The sequence below is a fragment of the Streptomyces sp. NPDC057697 genome, assembly GCF_042799335.1.
GTDB lineage: Bacteria > Actinomycetota > Actinomycetes > Streptomycetales > Streptomycetaceae > Streptomyces.
Genome location: NZ_JBHVJA010000006.1, coordinates 250,985 through 275,183, shown reverse-complemented (window position 1 = coordinate 275,183; position 24,199 = coordinate 250,985). Strand labels below are relative to the sequence as shown.

Sequence of the window (24,199 nt, the reverse complement as noted above, 5' to 3'; positions counted from 1 at the left end):
AAGGCGGGGGCGTACGGCCGCTCCCCGCCCCGGTACCGCCCCGCGGCGTCAGTTCTTCGCGGTGGCCCAGCTCCGCTGGACGGCGAGGTCGGCCTTGAACTCGGCGAGCTGGACGGCCACGGCCGACGGGGCCGTACCGCCGCGGCCGCTGCGGGAGGCGAGCGCGCCCGCCACGTCGAGGACCGTGCGCACCTCGGGGGTGAGGTGCTCGGAGATCTTGGCGAACTGTTCGTCGGTCAGCTCGTCGAGCTCGATGCCGTGCCGCTCGCACTCCTTGACGCACTCGCCTGCGACCTCATGGGCGACACGGAACGGCACGCCCTGCCTGACCAGCCACTCCGCGATGTCGGTGGCGAGCGAGAACCCGGCCGGGGCCAGCTCCTCCATACGGGCGCGGTTGACGGTGAGGGTGGCCATCATGCCGGTGAAGGCGGGCAGCAGGACCTCCAGCTGGTCGCAGGAGTCGAAGACCGGCTCCTTGTCCTCCTGGAGGTCGCGGTTGTACGCGAGCGGCAGCGCCTTCAGCGTGGCCATCAGACCGGTCAGATTGCCGATCAGCCGGCCGGACTTGCCGCGGGCCAGCTCGGCGATGTCCGGGTTCTTCTTCTGCGGCATGATCGAGGAGCCGGTGGAGAAGGCGTCGTGCAGGGTGACGAAGGAGAACTCCTTCGTGTTCCAGATGATGATCTCCTCGGCGATGCGGGAGAGGTTCACGCCGATCATCGCGGTGATGAAGGCGAACTCGGCGACGAAGTCGCGGGAGGCCGTTCCGTCGATGGAGTTGGCGACGGACCCGTGCTCGAAGCCGAGGTCGGCGGCGACCGCCTCGGGGTCGAGGCCGAGGGACGACCCGGCCAGGGCGCCGGAGCCGTACGGGGAGACGGCGGTCCGCTCGTCCCACTGGCGCAGCCGCTCGGCGTCCCGGGACAGGGACTGGGCGTGGGCCAGGACATGGTGGGCGAAGAGCACCGGCTGGGCGTGCTGGAGGTGCGTGCGGCCCGGCATCGCGACGTCCGGATGCGCCTCGGCGAGGCCGACCAGGGCGTCCTGGAGGTCGGCGATCAGGCCGCCGATGATCCGGGCGTGGTCGCGCAGGTACATCCGGAAGAGCGTGGCGATCTGGTCGTTGCGGGACCGTCCGGCCCGCAGCTTGCCGCCGAGGTCGGGGCCGAGTCGCTCCAACAGCCCGCGCTCCAGCGCGGTGTGGACGTCCTCGTCGGCGATGGTGCCGGTGAAGGAGCCGTCGGCGACATCGGCTTCGAGCTGGTCGAGACCGGCGGTCATGCGGCCCAGCTCGTCCTCGGTGAGCAGGCCCGCCTTGTTGAGGACACGCGCGTGGGCGCGGGAACCGGCGATGTCGTAGGGCGCGAGCCGCCAGTCGAAGTGGACGGAGGCGGACAGCCTGGCCAGTGCCTCGGCCGGACCGTCGGCGAAGCGGGCGCCCCAGAGGCGTACGTCGCTGTTGCCGTTGCCGTTGCTCACTGCGTGCTCCTCGGGAGAACAGGGTGGTGGGTGTGCGACCGCCTCCCCGCGCGGTGGGGCCGGGGAGGCGGAGTCGTAACTGCTGGGGGCCGGGCGAGGTCACGCTCTCCGGGCTTCCGTCCGGTCACGGGACTCCCCGTACGACACGACCACCAACAGGTATAATTATGCGGACCTCTGCATGCTTTGTCAAAGATCCGGTCGGCATCCCCGGCCCGGAAGGGAGGTCCGACCCGTGGAATCACCTCGCCACCGCCGGACCCGGCGCCGACAATGGCCACCATGGGGAAAACATACGAACGCATCGACGGACGGATCAGGACCTTCATCGAAGAGCAGCACATCTTCTTCACGGCGACGGCGCCCCTCGACGACGAGGGCACGATCAACCTGTCGCCCAAGGGCGTCAGCGGTTCGTTCGCCGTCGTCGACGAACTGACCGTGGCCTATCTGGACTTCGCGGGCAGCAACGCCGAGACCGTCGCCCATCTCCGCGAGAACGGCCGGATCACCCTGATGTGGTGCGCCTTCCAGGGGCCGCCGAACATCGTGCGGGTGCACGGGCGCGGTGAGCCGGTCTTCCGGGACGACCCCCGGTTCGGCGAGCTCCTCACCCACTTCCCGGACGTGGACCCCGGCCTGCACGGGCTGCGCGCCATCGTCGTGGTGCGGGCCGAGCTGATCCGGGACACCTGCGGATTCGCGGTGCCGTTCATGACGTACGACAAGGACCGGCCGCTGCACGCCAAGCGCTTCGCCCGCGAGGACGACGCCTCGCTCAACGCCTACTTCGAGAAGAAGGAACACATCGCGACGAGCATCGACGGCCTTCCGGGGCTGCCGCTCCCGCTGCCCGCGATGCCCCGCACGGTCCGGGACACGGCGGATCGGTATTGAGCCGTACGGAGCAGATCCACGGGTGGCGCCCGCCCCGGGGGTCTACCGTCCGGGCATGCGCAGATCCCTGGTGACCCTCTCGGTACTGCTCGCGCTGGCGGGCTCGGTCGCGGCCCGGCCCGCCGCCGCGCCGCCGCTCCCTCGGCGGATGGCCGACACGGGCGGCGGCACCCAGCTGATCACGGCCGAGGCCCCGGCCAAGGGCTCCACCACCGGCACCGTCACCTGGTGGAACCTGCGCCGGGGGGTCTGGGTGAAGGGCGGGTCCACGCCCGCCAGGTTCGGCGCCCAGGGCCTGGCCGAGGGGGCCTCGCGCAAGCAGGGCACCGACACCACCCCCACCGGCCTGTACGACCTGCCGTACGCCTTCGGGACCGGGCCCGCACCGGCCGGCACCGCCCATCCGTACCGCAGGATCAACAGCCGGTCGTGGTGGTGCCAGGACAACGCGGCACGCGACTACAACCGCTGGGTGGAGCCGCGGCCCGCGGACTGCCGGGCGGGCGAGGCGGAGCGTCTGAGCGCGTATCCGACGCAGTACGCCCGCGCGCTGGTCATCGGGTTCAACTACGCGAAGCCGGTGCGCGGCCGCGGCGCCGGGATCTTCCTCCATGTCAACGGCCGCGGCGCGACGGCCGGTTGCGTCTCCGTGCCGGCGGCCGCGATGGACCGGATCCTCGACTGGGTGGATCCGGTCCGCCGTCCGCACATCGCCATCGGGACCCGGTCGGGCCCGACCGCGATCACGCGCTACTGACGGGCCCGCGGGCGCGGGGCCGCTCAGCGCTCGTTCTGGGCCAGCCGCAGCAGATGGTCGGCGAGCGCCTGGCCGCCCGCCGGGTCACGGCTGATCAGCATCAGGGTGTCGTCGCCCGCGATGGTGCCGAGGATGTCGTGCAGTTCGGCCTGGTCGATGGCCGAGGCGAGGAACTGGGCCGCGCCCGGGGGCGTGCGCAGCACCACGAGGTTGGCCGACGCCTCCGCGGAGATGAGCAGTTCGGCGGAGAGCCGCCGCATCCGCTCCTCCTTCGCCGAGCCGCCCAGCGGTGCCTGCGGGGTGCGGAATCCGCCCTCGCTCGGCACCGCGTAGATCAGCTCGCCCCCGGTGTTGCGGATCTTCACCGCGCCCAGCTCGTCCAGGTCGCGGGAGAGCGTCGCCTGGGTGACGCTCAGCCCGTCGTCGGCGAGGAGCTTGGCCAGCTGGCTCTGCGAGCGCACCGGCTGCCGGTTCAGGATGTCCACGATCCGGCGGTGGCGTGCGGTGCGGGTCTGCGGCACGGACGGCCCCCCGTACTCGGTCTCCTGCGCCTCGGTCATCGTCGTCGCCTCATTCTCCGGATCGTCCGTCCCCGCCTGCCGCGTCGAGAGCGCCGGGCAGTGCCCCGAGCAACGCGTCCACTTCCGCGTCGCCGATGATCAGCGGCGGCATGAGCCGCAGCACATCGGGGGCGGGTGCGTTCACCAGGATTCCGGCGCTCTGAGCCGCCTGTTGCACCCGTGGTGCGAGGGGCTGGTTGAGCACGATACCCAGCAGCAGACCGGAGCCGCGCACATGGGATACCAGCGGGTGGCCGAGGCCCTCCACACCATTGCGGATCTTCTCGCCGAGCCGCTTGACCCGGTCGAGGACGCCTTCGGCGGCCAGGGTGTCCAGGACGGCGAGACCGGCGGCGCAGGCGATCGGGTTGCCGCCGAACGTCGTGCCGTGCTGGCCCGGCCGCAGCAGGTCGGCCGCCGGGCCGAAGGCCACGGCCGCACCGATCGGCAGTCCGCCGCCGAGGCCCTTGGCGAGGGTGACGACATCGGGCTCGATGCCCTGGTGGGCCTGGTGCTCGAACCACTGGCCGCAGCGGCCGATGCCGGTCTGCACCTCGTCGAGCACCAGCAGGGTGCCGGTGGCGCGGGTGATCTCCCGGGCGGCCTCCAGATACCCGGCGGGCGGTACGACCACACCGTTCTCGCCCTGGATCGGCTCGATGATCACCAGCGCGGTGTCGGTGGTGACGGCGGCTCGCAGGGCCTCGGCGTCGCCGTACGGCACGTGCGTGACGTCGCCGGGCAGCGGGAGGAACGGCTCGCGCTTCGCGGGCTGGCCGGTCAGCGCCAGCGCGCCCATGGTCCGGCCGTGGAAACCGCCGTCGGTGGCGACCATGTGGGTCCGCCCGGTCAGCCGGCCGATCTTGAAGGCGGCCTCGTTGGCCTCGGCTCCCGAGTTGGCGAAGTAGACGCGGCCGGTCCGGCCGAAGAGCTGGAGCAGCCGTTCGGCGAGGGCGACGGGCGGTTCGGCGATGAAGAGGTTGGAGACGTGGCCGAGGGAGGCGACCTGGGCGGAGACCGCCTCGACGACGGCGGGGTGGGCGTGGCCCAGCGCGTTCACCGCGATCCCGCCGACGAAGTCGAGGTACTCGGTGCCGTCGGCGTCCCACACACGGGCGCCCTCGCCGCGGACCAGGGACAGCTGCGGGGTCCCGTAGTTGTCCATCAGCGTGCGGCTCCAGCGCTGTGCGAGCTCCTGGTTGCTCATGACTCCCCCTGCGCGTCGGGCACGACCATCGTGCCGATTCCTTCGTCGGTGAAGATCTCCAGCAGGATCGAGTGCTGGACCCGGCCGTCGATCACCCTGGCCGTCTCGACGCCGTTGCGCACGGCGTGCAGACAGCCCTGCATCTTCGGCACCATGCCGCTGGAGAGTTCCGGCAGCAGCTTCTCCAGCTCGGTCGCGGTGAGCCGGCTGATGACGTCGTCGCTGCTCGGCCAGTCCTCGTAGAGGCCCTCGACGTCGGTGAGGACCATCAGCGTCTCGGCGTCCAGCGCCGCGGCGAGCGCCGCGGCGGCGGTGTCGGCGTTGACGTTGTAGACGTGGTTGTCGTCGGCGGAGCGGGCGATGGAGGAGACGACCGGGATCCGGCCGTCGTCCAGCAGCGCCTGGATCGCGCCGGTGTCGATGGCGGTGATCTCGCCGACCCGGCCGATGTCGACCAGCTCGCCGTCGATGGTCGGCCGGTGCTGGATGGCGGTGATGGTGTGGGCGTCCTCGCCGGTCAGGCCGACGGCGAGGGGTCCGTGCTGGTTGAGCAGGCCGACGAGTTCGCGCTGGACCTGTCCGGCCAGCACCATCCGTACGACGTCCATCGCCTCCGGCGTGGTGACGCGCAGACCCGCCTTGAACTCGCTGACCAGGCCCTGCTTGTCGAGCTGGGCGCTGATCTGCGGGCCGCCGCCGTGCACGACGACGGGCTTGAGGCCGGCCTGGCGCAGGAAGACCACGTCCTGGGCGAAGGCCGCCTTCAGCTCGTCGTCGACCATGGCGTTGCCGCCGAACTTGATGACGACGGTCTTGCCGTTGTGGCGGGTCAGCCAGGGCAGCGCCTCGATGAGGATCTGCGCCTTCGGGAGTGCGGTGTGCTTCCGCGCCGGGGTCATGAGCTGTACGCGCTGTTCTCGTGGACGTAGTCCGCGGTGAGGTCGTTGGCCCAGATGACGGCGGACTCGGTGCCGGCGGCGAGGTCGGCGGTGATCCTGACCTCCCGGTAGCGCATGTCGACCAGGTCGCGGTCCTCGCCGACGCCGCCGTTCTTGCAGACCCAGACGTCGTTGATGGCGACGTTCAGCTGGTCGGGCTCGAAGGCGGCCTTCGTCGTGCCGATCGCGGAGAGGACGCGTCCCCAGTTGGGGTCCTCGCCGTGGATGGCGCACTTGAGGAGGTTGTTGCGGGCGATGGAGCGGCCCACCTCGACGGCGTCGTCCTCGGTGGCCGCGTTGACCACCTCGATCCGGATGTCCTTGGAGGCGCCTTCGGCGTCGCCGATGAGCTGGCGGGCGAGGTCGGCGCAGACGGTCCGTACGGCCTCGGCGAACTCCGCCTGCTCCGGGGTGATCCCGCTCGCACCGGAGGCCAGCAGCAGCACGGTGTCGTTGGTCGACATGCAGCCGTCGGAGTCGATCCGGTCGAAGGTGGTGCGGGTGGCGGCGCGCAGCGCGGAGTCGAGTCCGGCGGCGTCGACGTCGGCGTCGGTGGTGAGGACGACCAGCATGGTGGCGAGGCCCGGGGCGAGCATGCCCGCGCCCTTGGCCATGCCGCCGACGGTCCAGCCCTCGCCGCCGGCGACGGCGGTCTTGTGGACGGTGTCGGTGGTCTTGATCGCGATGGCGGCCTTCTCGCCGCCGTGCTCGCTGAGGGCGGCGGCGGCCTGCTCGATGCCGGGCAGCAGCTTGTCCATCGGGAGCAGCGTGCCGATCAGCCCGGTCGAGGCGACCGCGATCCCGCCCGCGTCGTGGCCGGTGAGCACCTCGGCGGCCTTCTCGGCGGTGGCGTGGGTGTCCTGGAAGCCCTTCGGCCCCGTACAGGCGTTGGCGCCACCGGAGTTGAGCACGACGGCGGTGACCTCGCCGCCCTTCAGTACCTGCTCCGACCAGAGGACGGGGGCGGCCTTGACGCGGTTGGAGGTGAAGACGCCCGCGGCGGCGCGACGCGGACCGCGGTTGACCACGAGGGCCAGGTCCGGATTACCGCTCTCCTTGATTCCCGCGGCGATGCCCGCCGCGGAGAACCCCTGTGCTGCCGTGACGCTCACGGTGCGACTCCGATCGTGGAAAGACCTGTGTCCTCGGGGAGTCCGAGGGCGATGTTCATGCTCTGCAGGGCCCCGCCGGCGGTGCCCTTGGCGAGGTTGTCGATGGCGCTGATCACGATGATCCGGCCCGCGGCCGCGTCGTGGGCGACCTGGACCTGTACGGCGTTGGAACCGTGGACGGACGCCGTGGCGGGCCACTGCCCCTCGGGGAGCAGGTCGACGAAGGGTTCGTCGGCGAACGCCTTCTCGTACACCTCGCGGAGGGACTCGGCGCTCACGCCCGGCTTCGCCTTCGCGCTGCAGGTGGCGAGGATGCCGCGGGGCATCGGTGCCAGGGTCGGCGTGAAGGAGACCGTGACCGGTTCGCCCGCCGCCGCGCTGAGGTTCTGGATCATCTCGGGGGTGTGCCGGTGGGCGCCGCCGACGCCGTACGGGGACATGTTGCCCATCACCTCGGAACCGAGCAGGTGCGGCTTGGCCGCCTTGCCCGCCCCGGAGGTGCCGGACGCGGCGACGATCACGGCCTCCGGCTCGGCCAGCCGGGCCGCGTACGCCGGGAAGAGCGCGAGCGAGACGGCGGTCGGGTAGCAGCCGGGCACGGCGATACGCTTGGTTCCGGTCAGCGCGGAGCGGCCGCCGGGCAGTTCCGGCAGGCCGTAGGGCCAGGTCCCGGCGTGCGGCGATCCGTAGAACTTCTCCCAGTCCGCGGCGTCCTTGAGCCGGAAGTCGGCGCCCATGTCGACGACCAGCACCTCGTCGCCGAGCTGCTCGGCGACCGCGGCGGACTGGCCGTGCGGGAGTGCGAGGAAGACGACGTCGTGGCCGGCGAGGACCTCGGCGGTGGTCGGCCGGAGCACCCGGTCGGCGAGCGGCCGCAGATGCGGTTGCAGCGCACCGAGCCTCTGGCCCGCGTTGGAGTTGGCCGTCAGCACCCCGATCTCGACCTGGGGGTGAACCAGCAGGAGGCGGAGCAGCTCCCCGCCGGCGTATCCACTCGCCCCTGCCACTGCTGCGCGTACCACCATCGGAACCTCCTCATCGATGGCATGACTATACGTAACGCTGCACTTTTATGCAACGATTCGTCTCACCGACGGTCGGCCCGTTGTGACGGTGCGCTCCGCCGACGCCACCGCCGGAGCGCACCCCGCCCGTTCAGCACCCGGCGGTCACGCGGGGGACGTCTCCCGCCCCGCCGCCCCGTCCGCGTCCGGCGCCGCCGCCGGCGGCCGCTCCGCCCCGGCCTCCGGGCGGGCCTTCCAGAGCACGACGGTCGACAGGGTGAAGAGCAGCAGGTTGCCGATGCTCAGCTGCGCCCCCTGGAGCGCGGTCCCCGGCGCCGCCATCGCGACGAGGCCGCCCACGGGGAGGCAGACCAGCGGATTCACGAACCACGCCCACCGCGGGAGGGTCGCCCCGCCCCGGAGCACGCACACGGCCATCCAGACCGAGCCCAGCACCCAGCAGACCATCAGCGCCCCGTAGGCGATGAACAGCACGTCCGCCATGTCGCCCGGCAGGTCGGCGAGAGCGGCGGACCGGCTCCCCGAGGCGTCCACCGCCTTGACCGCCTGACCCCAGTAGAAGAACGAACCGTGGACGAAGGGGGCGATCGCGAAGCCCGAGATCAGCAGCAGGAACGGCGGCCGGGCGAGCAGCCGCCCGGCCGGACGGAGCCCTTGGTACAGGTGCCAGCAGGCGAGCAGATAGAGCGGACCGGTCAGCACCCCGAGCAGCGCGCCCCACGCGAGCCGCGCCGTGGACGCCGGGAGCATCGCCGCCAGCGAGGCGCCGGTCATTCCGTCGTAGCCGCTCAGCACCGAGTGCTGGGCGGCCGCCACCTCCGGCTTGCCCAACAGCAGAATGTCGCCCGCGAGCCAGGCGACCGAGGCCACGATCCCCGCGATCCCGGCGAGCCTCACTCGCCCGACCGCCTTGTCGTCCAACACCGTGCCGACCTCCCCAATCGTGATCAAATTTAGGCAAGGCTAACCTTACTAATGGGTCATCGGCCATGAACCGGCACCCCCCGCAGGACCGCATACGACTTCCCGCCGCACCGGGAGAGACGCTCCGCTCGGCCCCGGGCCGCCCCGCACCTCCGGGAGCCCCCGGACGCACCCGGGAGGAGGAATCGACCCGCCCGCCCGACCGCGCCGGACACGTCGATGTCAGGATGGTTCCATGACGAGCAAGGTTTACTTCGACATCACCATCAACGACGAGCCCGCAGGGCGGATCACGTTCAAGCTGTTCGACGACGTCGTCCCCAAGACGGCGGAGAACTTCCGCCAGCTGGCGACCGGCGAGAAGGGCTTCGGTTACAAGGGGTCCTCCTTCCACCGGATCATCCCCGAGTTCATGCTCCAGGGCGGCGACTTCACCCGGGGCGACGGCACCGGCGGCCAGAGCATCTACGGCGCCAAGTTCCCGGACGAGAACTTCAAGCTGTCGCACACCAAGCCGGGCCAGCTGTCCATGGCCAACAGCGGCCCGGACTCCAACGGCTCGCAGTTCTTCATCACGACGATCGTGACGTCGTGGCTGGACGGCAAGCACGTCGTCTTCGGCGAGGTCGACGACGTGGAGAGCATGAAGCTCGTCAAGAAGATCGAGTCCCTCGGCTCCCAGAGCGGCCGCCCGCAGGCGAAGATCACCATCGCGGACAGCGGCACCGTCTGAGCCCCGCACCCCTCCGCTGAACGAGCGCGCCGCCCGGCAGTCCGCCGGGCGGCGCGCTCCGTCGTACCGGCGGCCGGACGGCGCCCGCCGCGCTCGGTACCGTGCCGGGATGGGGAACTTCTTCCACGGCGGAGGCCGTGATCTGTCCATGTCCAACGGAGGCACGGCCGTCTTCGTCGAGGTGCTGATGCTGGCCGTGTCCGATCTCGCCGAAAGCCGCTGGGAGTACCGCTTCGCCACCCTGGTGACCTTGCAGGACCAGAGCGTCATGGGCCGTGGGGTGGTCGGATTCGATCTGGAGGACATCGACTGGGGCCGCTCCCCGCGCGAGCGGGCGGCGACGAAGGACTTCGTCCTGCGCGTGCTCGATCTGGCTCTGCGCGGGCACCGGTGGGACGAGCTGGGCTACGACCCGCCTTTCGCCGAGGGATATCTGCGGCGGTACCGGGAGATGGTCGAGGCGTTCGACCCCGCCGACGGCGGACGGACGGGCGGCACCCTCCCTTTCCCGGGGCCGGAGGAGGCCGCCATGGCGATGTGCGTACGCCATCGCGTGCTGTGCGCGCCCGCGTACTGGGAGCCATGCGTCTTCTGCAACGCGTCACCCGGCTGACACCGCGGCCCCACGCACATCCACCCCACCCCGCACTGTCAACCGGTGGTTGACAGTGCGGGGCCGTCAACCTACGGTTGACACATGGAGAATCCCGTACGCCCGACCCATCCCGTGCGCCTCGACGACCTGATCGAGGCCATCAAGAAGGTCCACACCGACGCCCTCGACCAGCTCTCCGACGCGGTGATCGCCGCGGACCACCTCGGCGACATCGCCGACCACCTGATCGGCCACTTCGTGGACCAGGCCCGGCGCTCGGGCGCCTCCTGGACCGAGATCGGCACGAGCATGGGGGTGACCAGGCAGGCGGCCCAGAAGCGGTTCGTGGCCAAGGACCCCGGCGAGGTGTCGGACCTCGACCCCAGCCAGGGGTTCAGCCGCTTCACCCCGCGGGCCAGGAACGTCGTGATGGCCGCGCAGAACGAGGCCCGCGCGGCCCACAACGACCAGGTGGGCACCACACACCTGGTGCTGGGGCTGCTCAGCGAGCCGGAAGGGCTGGCCGCGGCCTTCGTCAAGGCCCAGGGCATCACGCTGGAGGAGCTCCGCCGGGCCGCGACCGAGGCACTGCCACCGGCCGCGAGCGGCGAGCTGCCGGAGATCCTCCCGTACGACGCCGGGGCCCGCAAGGCGCTGGAGCTGACGTTCCGGGAGGCCCTTCGGCTGGGCCACAACTACATCGGGACCGAGCACATCCTCCTGGCACTGCTGGAGCAGGAGGACGGCACCGGGGTGCTGACGGGCATCGGTCTCGACAAGGCCACCGCCGAGGCGGGCATCGCCGAGGCCCTCACCCTGATCACCATCACGCCCGGGAAGGACTGAGGGGGCGGGGCACGGCAGGGGCCCCGGAGTCGACCGTCGTACGTCGGCTCCGGCCCCCGGCACAGCCAATTCCGGCCAGGAGACATCCTTCTCGGCGCGGGAGCGGACCGGAGCGGTCCGCAGGGGGTCCGGCCGTGCTGAGCGGTCGGGCCCCGGCCGCTCACCGGCCGCCGACCAGGGATTCCCGCTGCCGGGCGTCCACGGGAGCTCGCCCGCCGGGCGCGGCGGACGGTCAGCCGACCCCCGCTTCGAGCCTCAGGCTCCAGCGGCCCGGCGCGCCGGTGAGGGTGACCGTGGAGAGCGGTCCGACCTCCACGTTCCAGTACATCGACGGCGGAGCCTTGAGCGCGTAGACGAGCGCGGCCCGGACGACCGCCGGTTCGGCGACCGCGACGATGGCGCCGTCGCACGGCGGGCGGGTGTCCAGCCAGCCCCCTATCCGCGAGATGAAGGCGAGCAGCGGCTCACCGCCGTGCGGGGCGGCGCGCGGGTCGGCTAGCCAGGCGTCCACCGCCGCGGGTTCACGGGCCGCGACGTCGGCGAGGGTCCAGCCCCTCCATCGCCCCATGTCGCAGTCGCGCAGGGCCGGCTGGACGAGCGGGTGGAAGCCGAGTACGTCACCGGTGGCGCGGCTGCGCGGGGTCGGCGAGCAGTAGCGAAGCTCGGCGGCGCCCAGGGACATGAGGGTGGGCGCGGCGAGCCGGACCTCGTACAGACCGGTGGGGTCGAGCGGCCGGTCGTCGTCGAAGCGCTCGGCGAGCAGGGCGGAGCTGCGTGCCGCGGCGACCAACGAGACGCGAGAAGTCATGGCGGTGATCGTGGATCCGAACACTCTGTCGGTCAAGGGGGCCGTCACGAGTCCTTCCGGCCCGGCCCGGTGGGGGTCGTGTCCGGTGGATCGCGCCCTCGATTGGCCTGAATCGGCCCTTCTCACGGGTCTCATGAGGACCACCGGTCAGGCCCGGAGGCCGCTCCCGGCACCGTCACGGCGGTGCGGGGCCGAGGGTTCCGCGCGGAAGTACGGGCGGGCGGGCGCGGCGGCGGCGCCTGCGCCCTGGGCCACCGCGACCGCCGCGATCACCGGACCGATCGCCGCCCGCGAGGACCTGTACAAGCGTGGGGCGAGCAGCTCAGGGCCCAGGGCCGCCTCGTCGGCCGCGCCGGTAAGGCCGTCCCGCCCGCCTGCCTCCCGCTCGGCGGGCAGGGGCCGGTGGGGGCGGCACGGCGAGGCCCGGCCCGCTCCACCGGGCGAAGCCGCCGTTCGGTCATAGACTTGTCGACATGGACCGCCACCCGTGAGGAGGTCAGTCCCGATGGAGGCACACACGGGCGACCGGCTGGTGACGCACGGCAGGACCGTGGGCCGGCACGACAAGGTCGCAGAGATCGTCGAAGTGCTCGGCGACGGGGGTGCTCCCCCGTACCGCGTCCGCTCCGACGACGGACACGAACATCTGATCGCACCCGGTCCCGACAGCGTCGTGGATCACACCTGCGTCCGGAAGCAGACCCCGATTCCGTAGCGGCCTCCGGCGGACGGCAGCGTCCTTCGCCCCGGGCCGCGGGCGGGCCGGCCGGTTCCCGGCGGCCCGCCCCCGACACCCTCGCGCCCGCTCCGCCCCTCGCGTCGGCGGAGCGGGCGCGCCGTCCTGTCAGCGGGGCGGGCGGACCCGGCTGCGGTAGTGGTCGCGCACCACCCGGTCCATGGCCCCGATGCGGTCCGTGACCACGTCCCTCCCCGCGAAGTAGATGTGCCCGCGCACCTGGTCGTGGGCGGCGGCGAAGTCGATGTGCCGGGAGAGTTCGGCGGGGTCCTGCCAGGCGGCCGGCTGGGCGGGGTCACCGGCCTTGTAGAGCGCCTCCCCCACGAACAGGTCGACCCCCGTGCCGCGCACCACCTCGCTCCACCAGGGCACCAGCTTGGCGTAGTCGGCGGCGGCGAAGCCGATGTTCCAGTAGATCTGCGGGCAGATGTAGTCGATCCAGCCCTTCCTGATCCAGCCGCGGGTGTCGGCGTACAGATCGTCGTAGGTCTGCACCCCCGCCTCGGTGTCGGAGCCGAGCGGGTCGGTCGCGGCGTTGCGCCACACCCCGAACGGGCTGATCCCGAACCGGACGTCCTTCTTGAGCTTCTTGATCCGCTCCGCGGTCTCGCGCACCAGCTTGTCGGTGTTGTCGCGCCGCCAGGCGGCCTTGTCCGGGAAGCCCGCGCCGTACTTGGCGTAGGTGGCGTCGTCGTCGAAGACCTGTCCGGCCACGGGGTACGGGTAGAAGTAGTCGTCCCAGTGCACGGCGTCGATGTCGTAGCGGCGGACCGCGTCGAGCATCGCGTCCTGGACGAAGCGGCGGACCTCCGGGATTCCGGGGTTGTAGTAGAGCTTCCCGCCATATGGCAGGACCCAGTCGGGGTGCAGCCGCGCCGGATGGGTGGAGGCCAGCCGGGACGGGTCGGTGTGGTTGGCGACCCGGTACGGGTTGAACCAGGCGTGCAGCTCCAGGCCGCGGCGGTGCGCCTCTTCGACCGCGGTGCCCAGCGGGTCCCAGCCGGGGTCCTTGCCCTGGACGCCGGTGAGGTACTGGGCCCACGGCTCGTAGGGCGAGGGCCACAGCGCGTCGGCGGTGGGACGGACCTGGAGGACGACGGTGTTCAGCCGCCGGGCCACGGCCTCGTCGAGGTAGGCGATCAGCTCGGCCCGCTGCACGGCCGGCGAGAGACCGGGCGCCGACGGCCAGTCGAGGTTGGCGACGGTGGCGATCCACATGCCGCGCAGCTCGCGCCGCTCGACGTGGTGTCCCCCCGGGCGTGCCGGTACGCCGGGCCGCCGGTGCCTCACGGCGGCCGCCGCACCGGTCGCGGTGACGGTGGTCACCACCCCCGCGACCACTCCGGCCGCACCCGCCACAAAGCCTCTTCGGGCCAATTGCCGCATTTCGTTTGCACCTGCCGTCTCTCTGTCCGCATCCGACACCCTGGTATCCGGGCGTAACGCAGAGCATGCCCGCCCCGGCCCACGATGACCCGTAGGTCGCGGGTAACGTCGGGGGGTCGGGGCGGGCACCGGAATCAGACGGGAACCTGCGACACGCAGAACAGCGAAAGGCACGAGGTGACGGACTCTATGGCCGACATTGCACGCGTCGGAGTGGTGGGCTGTGGCCAGATGGGCGCGGGTATCGCGGAGGTGTGCGCCCGCAGCGGTCTTGAGGTCCTGGTGGCCGAGACCACCGGCGAGGCGTTGGAGATCGGCCGCACCCGGCTGCACAACTCCCTCACCAAGGCCGCCGAGCGCGGCAAGATCACTCCCGAGGAGCGCGACGGGACACTCGCCCGGCTGAGCTTCACCACGGACCTGGGCGAGTTCGCCGACCGCGATCTCGTCATCGAGGCCGTCGTGGAGAACGAGCAGGTCAAGACCGAGATCTTCCAGGTGCTCGACCAGGTGGTGACCCGGCAGGACGCGATCCTCGCCTCGAACACCTCCTCCATCCCGCTGGTGAAGCTGGCCGTGGCGACCTCCCGCCCGGACCAGGTCATCGGCATCCACTTCTTCAACCCGGCCCCGGTGCAGAAGCTCGTCGAGCTGATCCCCGCGCTGACGACGTCCGACGAGACGGTCAAGCGGGCCGAGGCGCTGGTGCAGGACGTGCTGGGCAAGCACCCGATCCGCGCCCAGGACCGCTCCGGCTTCGTCGTCAACGCGCTGCTGATCCCGTATCTGCTCTCCGCGATCCGGATGTTCGAGTCCGGGATCGCCAGCCGCGAGGACATCGACAACGGCATGGAGCTCGGCTGCGCCCACCCCATGGGCCCGCTCAAGCTCTCCGACCTCATCGGTCTCGACACGGTGGCCTCGGTCGCCGACTCGATGTACGCGGAGTTCAAGGAGCCGCTGTACGCCGCTCCCCCGCTGCTCCAGCGCATGGTGGACGCGGGCAGGCTCGGCCGGAAGACCGGCTCGGGCTTCTACCCGTACTCCTGATCCTTCTCCGCGTGCCCGTACGGGGCCGGTCCGGGCGACCCCCGGACCGGCCCCGTACGCGGTTTCCGGTGTCTCATCCCAGCCGTAAGTGCCGGAGCATCATCAGCCCGGCGGCCATCCCGGCGGCCGGGACCTCGCCCCGGGCGATCATCCCGGGCACCCGTTTGAGCGGGATCCACTCGCGGCGCGAGGACTCGAAGCCGTCGCGGGGCGCTCCGGTCCAGGCGGCCTCCTCGGACCAGAAGAAGTGGTGCCGGGCGTCGGTGAGTCCGTTCGACGGCTCCACGGTCAGCAGCGGGTGCAGCGGTCCGGGGCGCCAGCCGGTCTCCTCCTCCATCTCCCGGGCGGCCGCCACCGCGGGGGACTCCCCGTCCTCGACGACACCGGCGGCCAGCTCCCAGCCCCAGCTGTCCGTGATGAACCGGTGCCGCCAGAGCAGGAGCACCTCGTCGGAGCCGTTGACCGCGGTGGCCGCGGCGACGGGGCGGAGCCGGATGAGGTAGTGGTCGAGATGGCGCCCGTCGGGGATGACCACATCCGCCAGATTGACCTGGAACCAACGGTTCTCATACACAGTTTGCTCGTTCAGATTCACCCATTGCACGTTTCTGCCACCTTCCGACACGTAGGTGGCAACATCGGAGCAGGAGTGAGTACGGAACGGAACACACCGTTCCCCCGCCGGGCCCTCACAGCGGTACGCGCAACGCCCCGTCGATCAGATCCGCGGCCCGGCCCGCCTCGGCGCAGCCGCTCGCGACCAGGTCCTCGCGCACCGCGCGCAGCCGCTCGCGCAGCCGTCTGGACTCCATGCCCCTGGCCCGCTCCGCCATCTCCTCCGCCGTGGCCGCCGCCCGGTCCGCCTCGCCCTGGCGCAGCTCGACATGGGTCAGCACGGCCAGCCGGTGCACCCGGCCCCGGTCGTGCGCCGGAATCCGTACGGCCTGCGCCGCGTGCTCCCGGGCGCCCGGGAGATCGCCGATACCGAGCAGCGCCTCGGCCACCTGCACATCGACCAGCCCCGGCTGGACGTACCCCGTCTCGTCCGGCTCATGGCCCGGCCTGATGCGCCCGGCCTCCGACTCCGCGCGCCGGATGCACTCCCGGGCGCCGCCCGCGTCGCCGAGGCGGGCGTACGCCTTCGCCTGCATCGCGTACAGATCGGCGGCGAGCGCCGGGCTGATGTGTCCGCCCGCGGACCGCAGCGCCGCCTGGGCGAAGGCCACGGACTGCCGGTAGTCGGCGAGCAGAAGCGACTGGTTGACCAGCAGGGCGATCACATAGCCGCCGAACCCCCGGTCCCCGCTCGCCTTGGCCAGCCGCAGCGCCTGGTGGAAGTAGCGTTGGGCGAGCCCGTGCGCGTCGGAGTCGTAGGCGCAGATCCCCGCGACCGCGACCAGACCGCCCGCCGCCCGGTGCAGTCTGCGGCCCATCGCGTCGGTGTAGCCGCCGCGCAGCAGCGGGGCGGTCTCGGCGTTGAGGAAGCCGACGACACGGGACCGGGTCGCCATCCCGCCCGCCCTGCGGTACATCAGTTCGTAGTGGGCACGGGCCGCGCGCAACGTCACTATGTCGGCCATGCAGACCCGGACCGGACCGCCGCGCGACACGTCGGTGTCCTCCGGCGGGTTCTCCCACTCCCAGACGGGCATCACGGCCGCGGTGCCGGTGACGGCGGCCGGGACGAGGGCGTGCGGGCGCCGCCCCTCGTCGGAGCGCCACAGCGCGGTGGCCCGGTCCACGAAGCCGGTGAGCGGGGAGGCGGGCGCGGCCGGGCCGGTGCCCGGGGCCGCCATGCCGATGTCGTCCAGCGCGAGGGGCCTGCTCAGCCGGTCCCCGAGCACCTCGCAGATCAGATCGGGCACCTGACCGCGCGGGCGCTGCCCCTTCAGCCAGCGGGCCACCGCGGTGTGTTCGTACCGCAGGCGCAGCCCCCGGGAGCGGCCGGCCCGGTTGATGTGGGCGGCGAGACCCGCCCGGGAGACCCCCGCCTCCTCGATCAGGGCAGCCAGCAGAATGTTGGGCTCCGTTGCCCCCATGCGCCCCTCCGGTGGTTCGGCACGCCGAGGCGTGTCGCACCAGTGGAGCACGATTCACACGGGGTGTGAACGCAATGCCCGAACCGTCCCGCCGCGCACCCTGTCGTACCGGCGCGCGGATCGGTTGAATCAGTCGTCTCGCAAGAGGCGGACGGGTCGTCTGCTCCCCCTCGTACAGCACGACGACCCGCATCCGCGCCGTCCGCTCTGCCGACCTGCCCGACGCTCCGCGGCAGCGCGGACGGCGCCGGACCGCACGACCCACTGCCCACGGATCGGAGGGTGGCTGCGGGGTCGGCCCGGGTTCCCCCCGGGCCGTTCCGGAGCCCGGGTGCGGTCCGGGCCGCTCGGCGAGCATGCGGGAGGGGCGCACCCGGTCACCGGATGCGCCCCTCCCGCCGTGTCTCCCGTGCGGTGCTACGCGCCCCGCAGCACCGCGCCCGTCCGCTCGGCGGCCAGGGCCACCGCCGCGTCGCGCGCGGCCGAGGCCTCGTCGACGGTCAGCGTGCGGTCCGCCGCGCGGAAGCGCAGCGCGTACGCCAGGGACTTGCGGCCCGCACCGATCTGCTCACCGGTGAAGACGTCGAACAGCCGCACCGATTCGAGGAGTTCGCCCGCGCCCTCGCGCAGCGCCCGTTCCACGTCGGCGGCCGGGACGTTCTCCGCGACGATCAGCGCGACGTCCTGGGTCGCCACCGGGAAGGTGGAGATCCGGGGTGCCTGGAGCGCGCCGTCGACGGCCTGCTCCAGGACGTCGAGCTCGACCTCCATGGCACAGGTGCGCTCGGGCAGGTGGAGGTCCTTCACCACGCGCGGGTGCAGCTCGCCCGCGTGTCCGAAGAGGGTCTCCTCGCCGTCGACCACGACATACAGCGCGGCGCACCGGCCCGGGTGCCACGGCGCGTGCCGGTCGCTGCGGACGGTCACCTCGACGCCCGCCTCGCGGGCGATGGTGCGGGCGGCCTCGATGGAGTCCGCCCAGTCGGCCGGGCGGCCCTTGCCCCACCAGCCGGCCTGCTCGCGGGCGCCCGCGAGGACGACCGCGGCACGGCGCGGCTGACGCGGCAGCGCGGCGTCGAGCGCGGCGATCTCCTCGTCGGTGGGACGGCGGTCGACGGGCAGCCGTACGGCCCTGGTCTCGGTGCCGGTCGGCCTGAAGACCAGACCGGTCTCGAAGAGCGCGAGGTCGTGGCTGCCGCGGCCGTCGTTGCGCCGCAGCGCGCCGAGCAGGCCCGGCAGCAGCGTGGTGCGGAGCGCCGGCTCCTCGTCGGAGAGCGGGTTGACGAGCTCGACGGTCCGGCGGCGGGCGTCGTCGGCGTCGAGCCCGAGCTGGTCGAGGACCGCTTCGCCGATGAACGGGTAGTTCAGCGCCTCGACGTAGCCCGCTCCGGCGAGCGCCCGGCCCACCCTGCGGTGCAGCCGCTGGCGGTCGGTGAGGCCGCGGCCGGACGGCGGGGTCGGGAGGGTGGACGGGAGGTTCTCGTACCCCTCCAGCCGGATGACCTCCTCGGCGAGGTCGTTCGGCTCGTTGAGGTCGGGGCGCCAGGACGGCACGGTGACGATCAGCTCGTCCTGCCCGTAGACGTCGCAGCCGACCTCCTGGAGGCGGCGTACGACGGTCTCGCGGCCGTACGCGACACCGGCCACCCGGTCGGGGTGGTCGGCGGACATCGCGATGGTGCGGGGCGCGGACGGGGCGCTGACCTCGGTGACCCCCGCCTCGGCGGTGCCGCCCGCGAGCAGCACCAGCAGGTCGACGGTGCGCTGCGCGGCGGCCGCCGCGGCCTGCGGGTCGGCGCCGCGCTCGAAGCGCTTGGACGCCTCGGAGGAGAGCTTGTGGCGGCGCGCGGTCCGGGCGATCGAGATCGCGTCGAAGTGCGCGGCCTCGATGACGACCTCGGTGGTGCTGTGGCCGTCCTCCTGGACGTCCGCGATCTCGGTGTTGGCACCGCCCATGACGCCCGCGAGGCCGATCGGCCCGCGGTTGTCCGTGATGACCAGGTCCTCGGCGTCCAGGACGCGGACCGTGCCGTCGAGAGTGGTGAGCTTCTCGCCCTGCTGGGCGCGGCGCACCCCGATCGGCCCGTCGACGCGGGTGCGGTCGTAGGCGTGCAGCGGCTGGCCGAGCTCCAGCATCACGTAGTTGGTGACGTCGACGGCGAGCGAGATGGGGCGCATCCCGGCCTTCTGCAGCCGGCGCTGGAGCCAGATCGGGGAGCGGGCCTCGGGCTGGAGGCCGACGACGGTGCGCGCGGTGAAGCGGTCGCAGCCGATCGGGTCGGCGACCTTGACCGGGTAGCCGTACGCGTTCGGCGCGGGCACGTCCAGCAGCGCCGGGTCGCGCAGCGGCAGCCCGTACGCGATGGCGGTCTCGCGGGCGACGCCGCGCATGGAGAGGCAGTAGCCGCGGTCGGGCGTGACGGCGATGTCGAGGACCTCGTCGACGAGCTGGAGCAGCTCGATCGCGTCGGTACCGGCCTCGTGCTCCGGCGGCAGCACGATGATGCCGTGCGTGCCGTCGTCGCCCATGCCGAGCTCGTCGGTGGAACAGATCATGCCGTGCGAGGTCTTGCCGTACGTCTTGCGGGCGGCGATCGCGAAGTCGCCGGGCAGCACGGCGCCGGGGAGGACCACGACGACCTTGTCGCCGACGGCGAAGTTGCGGGCGCCGCAGACGATCTCCTGCGGTTCGCCGGTGCCGTTGGCGTCGCCGACGTCGACGGTGCAGAAGCGGATGGGCTTCTTGAAGCCCTCCAGCTCCTCGATGGTCAGTACCTGTCCGACGACCAGCGGGCCCTTGAGGCCGGCGCCGGTCTGCTCGACGGTCTCGACCTCCAGACCCACGGCGACGAGCTTGGCCTGTACGTCACGGCCGGTCTCCGTCGCCGGCAGGTCGACGTACTCCCGCAGCCAGGAAAGCGGGACGCGCATCAGATCTCCATCCCGAACGGCCGGGTGAACCGGACGTCACCCTCGACCATGTCTCGCATGTCTTCTACGTTGTGGCGGAACATCAGCATTCGTTCGATGCCGAACCCGAAGGCGAATCCGCTGTACTTCTGGGGGTCGACGCCGCAGGCGACGAGCACCTTGGGGTTGACCATGCCGCAGCCGCCGAGCTCGATCCAGCCCTCGCTGCCGCAGGTGCGGCAGGGGCGGTCCGGGTTGCCGACGGACGCGCCGCGGCAGACGTAGCAGACCATGTCCATCTCGGCGGACGGCTCGGTGAACGGGAAGAAGTTCGGCCGGAGCCGGGTCTTCATGTCCGGGCCGAAGAGCGCCTGGACCATGTGGTCGAGGGTGCCCTTGAGGTCGGCCATGGTGAGGCCCTCGTCGACGGCGAGCAGCTCGATCTGGTGGAAGACCGGGGTGTGGGTCGCGTCGAGCTCGTCGGTGCGGTAGACGCGGCCGGGGCAGACGACGTAGACGGGCGGTTCCCGGTCGAGCAGGGAACGGGCCTGGACCGGCGAGGTGTGGGTACGCAGCACGACACCGGACTCGTCGGTCCTGGCGCCGTCGGCGCCCTGGACGAAGAAGGTGTCCTGCATCTGCCGGGCCGGGTGGTCGGGCACGAAGTTCAGGGCGTCGAAGTTGAACCACTCCGCCTCGACCTCGGGGCCCTCGGCGACCTCGTAGCCCATGGCCACGAAGACGTCCGCGACGCGCTCCATGATGGTCGTCAGCGGGTGGCGGGCACCGGCCGGGGTGCGGTCGTAGGGGAGGGTGACGTCCACCGCCTCCTCGACCAGCACGCGGGCGTCCCGCTCGGCCTCCAGCTCCGCCTGACGGGCGGCGAGGGCCTTGGAGACGGCGCCGCGGGCCTGGCCCACGCGCTTGCCGGCCTCGGCCTTGGCCTGCGGCGGCAGTGCGCCGATCTCGCGGTTGGCGAGCGACAGCGGCGAGGTACCACCGGTGTGCGCGGTCTTCGCCTGGGCGAGCGCGTCGAGGTCACCGGCGGCGGCGAAGGCGGCGAAGGCCTCGTCCCGCAGGCGCTCGATCTCTTCCGGTTTCAGTGCCTCGACCTCGACTGGGTCGTACGACTTGTTCGGTGCCGACATCTCTTCCCGTGCTTCCGATTGGCTGATACTGCGCTTACCGGGGGGATGCCCCGGACCCCCATGGCCCCGATCGACGACTGGAGGACGCAAAGGTGCCAAAGGTCGAGTCTAAGGGCCACAGGATGTGTGGGAGGCCCGTGGGCCGCTCAGACCAGGTAGGCCGGCGTGCTCACGGGCAGGATAAATCGGAATTCCGCGCCGCCGCCGGGGCCGCGGCCGACCGTGATCGTGCCGCCGTGCGCCTCGACGATGCCCTTGACGATGTAGAGGCCCAGGCCCGTGCCGCCGCGCTTGCTCCCCCGCCAGAAGCGGGTGAAGACGCGGGCCATCGACTCCTCGGGGATGCCGGGGCCTTCGTCGCTCACGGTGACGGCCGTTCCCTTCTCGTCGCTCTTCGCGGGTGCGGGTGCGACTTCGATGGTGACGGTTCCCTCGCCGTGGCGCACCGCGTTTTCCAGCAGGTTGCCCAGCACCTGGTCGACCTTGTCGGGATCGGCCCAGACCGCGATCAGCGGCTGGCAGGTGCGCACGAGGAAGCGGTCGGGGCTCTGGCCGCTCGCGGTGAGGGCCTGGATGTGGCGTTCGACGGCGGCGGAGAGGTCCACGGGCTGGCGCCGCAGCTCCAGGCGGCCGGAGTCGATCCGGGAGATGTCGAGCAGCTCGGCGATGAGGCGGGTGACCCGGCCCGCGTCGGCGTCGACCGTCTCCAGCATCAGGCGCTTCTGGTCGTCGGTGAACCGCTCCCACTTGGCGAGGAGGGTCGCGGTGAAGCCCTTGACGGAGGTCAGCGGGGAGCGCAGCTCATGGGCGACGGTCGCGATCAGCTCGGCGTGGCTGCGCTCGGTGCGGCGGCGGGCCTCGGTGCCGCGGAGCGAGATCACCACGCGGCGCACCGGCCCGGTCGGGTGCTCGCGCACATAGCGGGCGGAGACCAGGACCTCCCGGCCGCCGGGCAGCAGCAGATTGCGTTCGGGCTGGCCGACCCGGGTGGCGAGTCCGCCGTAGGGATCGGTCAGGGACCACCAGCGGCGGCCCTTGAGATCCTCCAGCGGCAGCGCGTGTTCCAGGGGGCGGCCGAGGGCGGCGGCCCGGGGCACCGCGGTGATCCGGGCGGCGGCGGAGTTGAAGCAGATGACCCGGCCGGTCTCGTCGGCGACCACCAGGCCGTCGGGCAGGTCGTCGGGATCGACACTCATGTCCATGGCTCCGAGCTCCGGGCTCCCGTCCGGTCCGGGGAGTTCGCGGGCGCGCACGACGGCCGCGTGCGTCTCGCGCGGCCTGCTCATGCCGACAGCCATATCCCGTACCCCACCTCTCGAACCGGTGCAGTGGGCCCCCGAGTTCGCCACCCTACTAGTCGCCGGTGACGGAGCGACACCCTGCGGTGGCACGGAGGCGCGATCACCTCGGGCGCTGGGCCCGCGCGGAGGCGTACAGGCAGACGGCCGCCGCCGTCGCGAGGTTGAGGCTCTCCGCCTTGCCGTGGATGGGCACCCGTACGACGGCGTCGGCGAGCGCCCGGGTCTCCTCCGGCAGGCCCCAGGCCTCGTTGCCGAAGACCCAGGCGGTCGGGCCGCCCATGGTCCCCGCGTCCAGCTCGTCGTCGAGGTCGTCCTCGCCCGCTCCGTCGGCGGCGAGGATCCGTACGCCCGCCTCCCGCAGGCCCCGCACGGCCTGTTCGACCGGAACGCCCACGGCGACCGGCAGGTGGAAGAGCGAACCGACCGAGGCGCGGACGGACTTGGGGTTGTAGAGGTCCACCGAGGCGTCGGTGAGCACGACGGCGTCGGCGCCCGCCGCGTCGGCGCAGCGCAGCACCGTACCGGCGTTGCCGGGGTCGCGGACATGGGCGAGGACGGCGACGAGCTTCGGCTTCGCGGCGAGGATCGCGTCGAACGGGGTGTCGAGGAAGCGGCAGACGCCGATCAGGCCCTGCGGGGTGACGGTCTGGGAGACGTCGGCGAGCACGTCGCCGTCGGCGAGGTGCACCCGGGCACCGGCCGCGCGGGCGGCGGCGACGATGTCGGCGTACCGCCCGGCCGCCTCGACGGTGGCGAACAGCTCGGTGAGGGTCGGCTCGCCGTCGCTGCCGCGGTGTTCGGCGGCCTCGCGCACGGCCTGCGGTCCCTCGGCGATGAACTTGCGCTCCTTGCCGCGGAAGTTGCGCCTGGCCAGCCGTCGGGCGGCGGCGACGCGCGGCGATCGCGGGGAGATCGGTTCGGGGGTGCCCATGGTCGGCGGCGGGCCTCTCTGCGTACGGAGGTGCGGAAGGTGTCGTGCAACGCACCGGACCCGCAGGCGGCGAGCGCCTGCGGGTCCGGCTCAGAAGACAGGAAGTGCGACCTGGATCAGGCGGCCTTCGGGGCGTTGACGTCGCTCGGGAGGGCCTTCTGGGCAACCTCGACGAGGGCGGCGAACGCGTTGCTGTCGTTGACCGCGAGCTCGGCCAGGATCTTGCGGTCCACCTCGATGTTGGCGGCCTTCAGACCCTGGATGAGGCGGTTGTACGTCATGCCGTTCTGGCGGGCAGCGGCGTTGATGCGCTGGATCCACAGCTGACGGAAGTCGCCCTTGCGCTTCTTGCGGTCGTTGTAGTTGTAGACGAGGGAGTGGGTGACCTGCTCCTTCGCCTTGCGGTACAGACGGGAGCGCTGGCCCCGGTAGCCGCTGGCCTGCTCGAGGATCGCCCGGCGCTTCTTGTGCGCGTTTACTGCCCGCTTGACGCGTGCCACTTTTTAACTCCTTGTAGCGGGGCCGTGGTTGGACTCACACGGCCCGGAAACGAATTGGTCCCGGTCTGAGTCGAGTGCGCCGCCCACGGGTTCACCGCGGGCCGCGGACTCACTTGCCGAGAAGCTTCTTGATCTTCTTGGCGTCGGACGGAGCCACTACGACCGTGCCGGTCAGCGAGCGGGTCTTCTTGGACGACTTGTGCTCAAGAAGGTGGCGCTTGCCGGCGCGCTCACGGAGCACCTTGCCGGAGCCGGTGATCTTGAAGCGCTTGCTGGCACCGCTGTGCGTCTTGTTCTTCGGCATCGCGCCGTTC

Annotated in this window: 24 protein-coding genes; 7 read left to right on the top strand and 17 right to left on the bottom strand. The window is 72.0% G+C overall.

Translation table 11 applies throughout. From position 1 onward, the window contains the following. Window positions 1-48: 48 nt before the first annotated feature. Entirely contained in the window at window positions 49-1,482 is a 1,434-nt protein-coding gene (argH, locus tag ACFVFH_RS18710) for an argininosuccinate lyase (RefSeq protein ID WP_383769627.1), read from the bottom strand. Window positions 1,483-1,764: 282 nt separating this feature from the next. On the opposite strand from argH, the gene ACFVFH_RS18705 reads away from it, so the two are divergent. Next, entirely contained in the window at window positions 1,765-2,379 is a 615-nt protein-coding gene (locus tag ACFVFH_RS18705; RefSeq protein WP_383769624.1) for a pyridoxamine 5'-phosphate oxidase family protein, read from the top strand. Between the two features lie 55 nt (window positions 2,380-2,434). After that, entirely contained in the window at window positions 2,435-3,136 is a 702-nt protein-coding gene (locus ACFVFH_RS18700; RefSeq protein ID WP_383769622.1) for a L,D-transpeptidase, read from the top strand. A gap of 23 nt (window positions 3,137-3,159) precedes the next feature. Here ACFVFH_RS18700 and ACFVFH_RS18695 read toward each other — a convergent pair whose 3' ends face one another. The 6 genes from ACFVFH_RS18695 to ACFVFH_RS18670 form a co-directional block, all read right to left on the bottom strand. Beyond that, window positions 3,160-3,696, bottom strand: coding sequence for an arginine repressor (locus tag ACFVFH_RS18695; protein ID WP_072484461.1), 537 nt, complete (start codon window positions 3,694-3,696; stop codon window positions 3,160-3,162). A 10-nt stretch (window positions 3,697-3,706) separates the two neighbouring features. Then, window positions 3,707-4,903 carry an acetylornithine transaminase gene (locus tag ACFVFH_RS18690; RefSeq protein ID WP_383769619.1) on the bottom strand — a complete coding sequence of 399 codons (1,197 nt, stop codon included), beginning with the start codon at window positions 4,901-4,903 and terminating at the stop codon, window positions 3,707-3,709. Next, window positions 4,900-5,802, bottom strand: a complete 903-nt coding sequence (argB, locus tag ACFVFH_RS18685; protein ID WP_383769617.1) for an acetylglutamate kinase — start codon at window positions 5,800-5,802, stop codon at window positions 4,900-4,902. Before argB ends, ACFVFH_RS18690 begins: the two co-directional genes overlap by 4 nt. After that, window positions 5,799-6,953, bottom strand: a complete 1,155-nt coding sequence (gene argJ / locus ACFVFH_RS18680; protein WP_383769615.1) for a bifunctional glutamate N-acetyltransferase/amino-acid acetyltransferase ArgJ — start codon at window positions 6,951-6,953, stop codon at window positions 5,799-5,801. The genes argB and argJ overlap by 4 nt, the downstream gene beginning before the upstream one ends. Beyond that, window positions 6,950-7,978, bottom strand: a complete 1,029-nt coding sequence (argC, locus tag ACFVFH_RS18675) for an N-acetyl-gamma-glutamyl-phosphate reductase (RefSeq protein ID WP_383769612.1) — start codon at window positions 7,976-7,978, stop codon at window positions 6,950-6,952. The genes argJ and argC overlap by 4 nt, the downstream gene beginning before the upstream one ends. 144 nt (window positions 7,979-8,122) lie before the next feature. After that, complete coding sequence (locus ACFVFH_RS18670) at window positions 8,123-8,929, bottom strand: DUF6796 family protein (RefSeq protein WP_383769609.1); 807 nt, start codon at window positions 8,927-8,929, stop codon at window positions 8,123-8,125. Between the two features lie 208 nt (window positions 8,930-9,137). On the opposite strand from ACFVFH_RS18670, the gene ACFVFH_RS18665 reads away from it, so the two are divergent. The 3 genes from ACFVFH_RS18665 to ACFVFH_RS18655 all read left to right on the top strand — a co-directional run bounded on the left by ACFVFH_RS18665 (window position 9,138) and on the right by ACFVFH_RS18655 (window position 11,076). Continuing rightward, window positions 9,138-9,635: a peptidylprolyl isomerase gene (locus ACFVFH_RS18665; RefSeq protein ID WP_383769607.1), complete on the top strand. Its 498-nt coding sequence runs from the start codon at window positions 9,138-9,140 to the stop codon at window positions 9,633-9,635. Window positions 9,636-9,744: 109 nt separating this feature from the next. After that, window positions 9,745-10,248 (top strand): hypothetical protein, encoded by a 504-nt coding sequence (locus ACFVFH_RS18660; protein WP_383769604.1) that lies wholly within the window; start codon window positions 9,745-9,747, stop codon window positions 10,246-10,248. 84 nt (window positions 10,249-10,332) lie between these two features. Then, window positions 10,333-11,076: a Clp protease N-terminal domain-containing protein gene (locus ACFVFH_RS18655; protein ID WP_383769601.1), complete on the top strand. Its 744-nt coding sequence runs from the start codon at window positions 10,333-10,335 to the stop codon at window positions 11,074-11,076. Between the two features lie 232 nt (window positions 11,077-11,308). Here ACFVFH_RS18655 and ACFVFH_RS18650 read toward each other — a convergent pair whose 3' ends face one another. Next, window positions 11,309-11,884 carry a histidine phosphatase family protein gene (locus ACFVFH_RS18650; RefSeq protein ID WP_383769598.1) on the bottom strand — a complete coding sequence of 192 codons (576 nt, stop codon included), beginning with the start codon at window positions 11,882-11,884 and terminating at the stop codon, window positions 11,309-11,311. Between the two features lie 505 nt (window positions 11,885-12,389). Here ACFVFH_RS18650 and ACFVFH_RS18645 point away from each other — a divergent pair. After that, window positions 12,390-12,599, top strand: a complete 210-nt coding sequence (locus ACFVFH_RS18645; protein WP_383769595.1) for a DUF1918 domain-containing protein — start codon at window positions 12,390-12,392, stop codon at window positions 12,597-12,599. A gap of 129 nt (window positions 12,600-12,728) precedes the next feature. Here the strand turns inward: ACFVFH_RS18645 and ACFVFH_RS18640 are convergent, their stop codons facing one another. Next, window positions 12,729-13,979, bottom strand: coding sequence for a glycoside hydrolase family 10 protein (locus ACFVFH_RS18640; protein ID WP_383769592.1), 1,251 nt, complete (start codon window positions 13,977-13,979; stop codon window positions 12,729-12,731). Between the two features lie 216 nt (window positions 13,980-14,195). Here ACFVFH_RS18640 and ACFVFH_RS18635 point away from each other — a divergent pair, with 216 nt between their 5' ends. Further along, window positions 14,196-15,056, top strand: coding sequence for a 3-hydroxybutyryl-CoA dehydrogenase (locus ACFVFH_RS18635; RefSeq protein ID WP_383769589.1), 861 nt, complete (start codon window positions 14,196-14,198; stop codon window positions 15,054-15,056). A gap of 73 nt (window positions 15,057-15,129) precedes the next feature. Here ACFVFH_RS18635 and ACFVFH_RS18630 read toward each other — a convergent pair whose 3' ends face one another. The 8 genes from ACFVFH_RS18630 to rpmI all read right to left on the bottom strand — a co-directional run bounded on the left by ACFVFH_RS18630 (window position 15,130) and on the right by rpmI (window position 24,189). Beyond that, window positions 15,130-15,660, bottom strand: a complete 531-nt coding sequence (locus tag ACFVFH_RS18630; RefSeq protein WP_383769586.1) for an NUDIX hydrolase — start codon at window positions 15,658-15,660, stop codon at window positions 15,130-15,132. Between the two features lie 85 nt (window positions 15,661-15,745). Continuing rightward, complete coding sequence (locus tag ACFVFH_RS18625; RefSeq protein WP_383769583.1) at window positions 15,746-17,095, bottom strand: transcriptional regulator; 1,350 nt, start codon at window positions 17,093-17,095, stop codon at window positions 15,746-15,748. A 417-nt stretch (window positions 17,096-17,512) separates the two neighbouring features. Then, window positions 17,513-20,026 (bottom strand): phenylalanine--tRNA ligase subunit beta, encoded by a 2,514-nt coding sequence (gene pheT / locus ACFVFH_RS18620; RefSeq protein ID WP_383769580.1) that lies wholly within the window; start codon window positions 20,024-20,026, stop codon window positions 17,513-17,515. Further along, window positions 20,026-21,153, bottom strand: a complete 1,128-nt coding sequence (pheS, locus tag ACFVFH_RS18615) for a phenylalanine--tRNA ligase subunit alpha (protein ID WP_383769578.1) — start codon at window positions 21,151-21,153, stop codon at window positions 20,026-20,028. Before pheS ends, pheT begins: the two co-directional genes overlap by 1 nt. 146 nt (window positions 21,154-21,299) lie before the next feature. Beyond that, window positions 21,300-22,451 carry an ATP-binding protein gene (locus ACFVFH_RS18610; RefSeq protein ID WP_383769575.1) on the bottom strand — a complete coding sequence of 384 codons (1,152 nt, stop codon included), beginning with the start codon at window positions 22,449-22,451 and terminating at the stop codon, window positions 21,300-21,302. Window positions 22,452-22,554: 103 nt separating this feature from the next. After that, window positions 22,555-23,385 (bottom strand): TrmH family RNA methyltransferase, encoded by an 831-nt coding sequence (locus tag ACFVFH_RS18605; RefSeq protein WP_383769573.1) that lies wholly within the window; start codon window positions 23,383-23,385, stop codon window positions 22,555-22,557. A gap of 116 nt (window positions 23,386-23,501) precedes the next feature. Further along, complete coding sequence (gene rplT, locus ACFVFH_RS18600; RefSeq protein WP_072484442.1) at window positions 23,502-23,885, bottom strand: 50S ribosomal protein L20; 384 nt, start codon at window positions 23,883-23,885, stop codon at window positions 23,502-23,504. Window positions 23,886-23,994: 109 nt separating this feature from the next. Continuing rightward, entirely contained in the window at window positions 23,995-24,189 is a 195-nt protein-coding gene (gene rpmI, locus ACFVFH_RS18595; RefSeq protein WP_072484441.1) for a 50S ribosomal protein L35, read from the bottom strand. Between the last annotated feature and the right edge of the window lie 10 nt (window positions 24,190-24,199).

Bases quoted from the DNA above. Each gene is read 5' to 3' on its own strand.
- ACFVFH_RS18705 (WP_383769624.1), top strand. From the start codon at position 1,765: ATGGGGAAAACATACGAACGCATCGACGGACGGATCAGGACCTTCATC.
- ACFVFH_RS18700 (WP_383769622.1), top strand. From the start codon at position 2,435: ATGCGCAGATCCCTGGTGACCCTCTCGGTACTGCTCGCGCTGGCGGGC.
- ACFVFH_RS18695 (WP_072484461.1), bottom strand. From the start codon at position 3,696: ATGACCGAGGCGCAGGAGACCGAGTACGGGGGGCCGTCCGTGCCGCAG.
- ACFVFH_RS18690 (WP_383769619.1), bottom strand. From the start codon at position 4,903: ATGAGCAACCAGGAGCTCGCACAGCGCTGGAGCCGCACGCTGATGGAC.
- argB (WP_383769617.1), bottom strand. From the start codon at position 5,802: ATGACCCCGGCGCGGAAGCACACCGCACTCCCGAAGGCGCAGATCCTC.
- argC (WP_383769612.1), bottom strand. From the start codon at position 7,978: ATGGTGGTACGCGCAGCAGTGGCAGGGGCGAGTGGATACGCCGGCGGG.
- ACFVFH_RS18665 (WP_383769607.1), top strand. From the start codon at position 9,138: ATGACGAGCAAGGTTTACTTCGACATCACCATCAACGACGAGCCCGCA.
- ACFVFH_RS18660 (WP_383769604.1), top strand. From the start codon at position 9,745: ATGGGGAACTTCTTCCACGGCGGAGGCCGTGATCTGTCCATGTCCAAC.
- ACFVFH_RS18655 (WP_383769601.1), top strand. From the start codon at position 10,333: ATGGAGAATCCCGTACGCCCGACCCATCCCGTGCGCCTCGACGACCTG.
- ACFVFH_RS18650 (WP_383769598.1), bottom strand. From the start codon at position 11,884: ATGACTTCTCGCGTCTCGTTGGTCGCCGCGGCACGCAGCTCCGCCCTG.
- ACFVFH_RS18645 (WP_383769595.1), top strand. From the start codon at position 12,390: ATGGAGGCACACACGGGCGACCGGCTGGTGACGCACGGCAGGACCGTG.
- ACFVFH_RS18635 (WP_383769589.1), top strand. From the start codon at position 14,196: ATGGCCGACATTGCACGCGTCGGAGTGGTGGGCTGTGGCCAGATGGGC.
- ACFVFH_RS18625 (WP_383769583.1), bottom strand. From the start codon at position 17,095: ATGGGGGCAACGGAGCCCAACATTCTGCTGGCTGCCCTGATCGAGGAG.
- pheT (WP_383769580.1), bottom strand. From the start codon at position 20,026: ATGCGCGTCCCGCTTTCCTGGCTGCGGGAGTACGTCGACCTGCCGGCG.
- pheS (WP_383769578.1), bottom strand. From the start codon at position 21,153: ATGTCGGCACCGAACAAGTCGTACGACCCAGTCGAGGTCGAGGCACTG.
- ACFVFH_RS18610 (WP_383769575.1), bottom strand. From the start codon at position 22,451: ATGGCTGTCGGCATGAGCAGGCCGCGCGAGACGCACGCGGCCGTCGTG.
- ACFVFH_RS18605 (WP_383769573.1), bottom strand. From the start codon at position 23,385: ATGGGCACCCCCGAACCGATCTCCCCGCGATCGCCGCGCGTCGCCGCC.
- rpmI (WP_072484441.1), bottom strand. From the start codon at position 24,189: ATGCCGAAGAACAAGACGCACAGCGGTGCCAGCAAGCGCTTCAAGATC.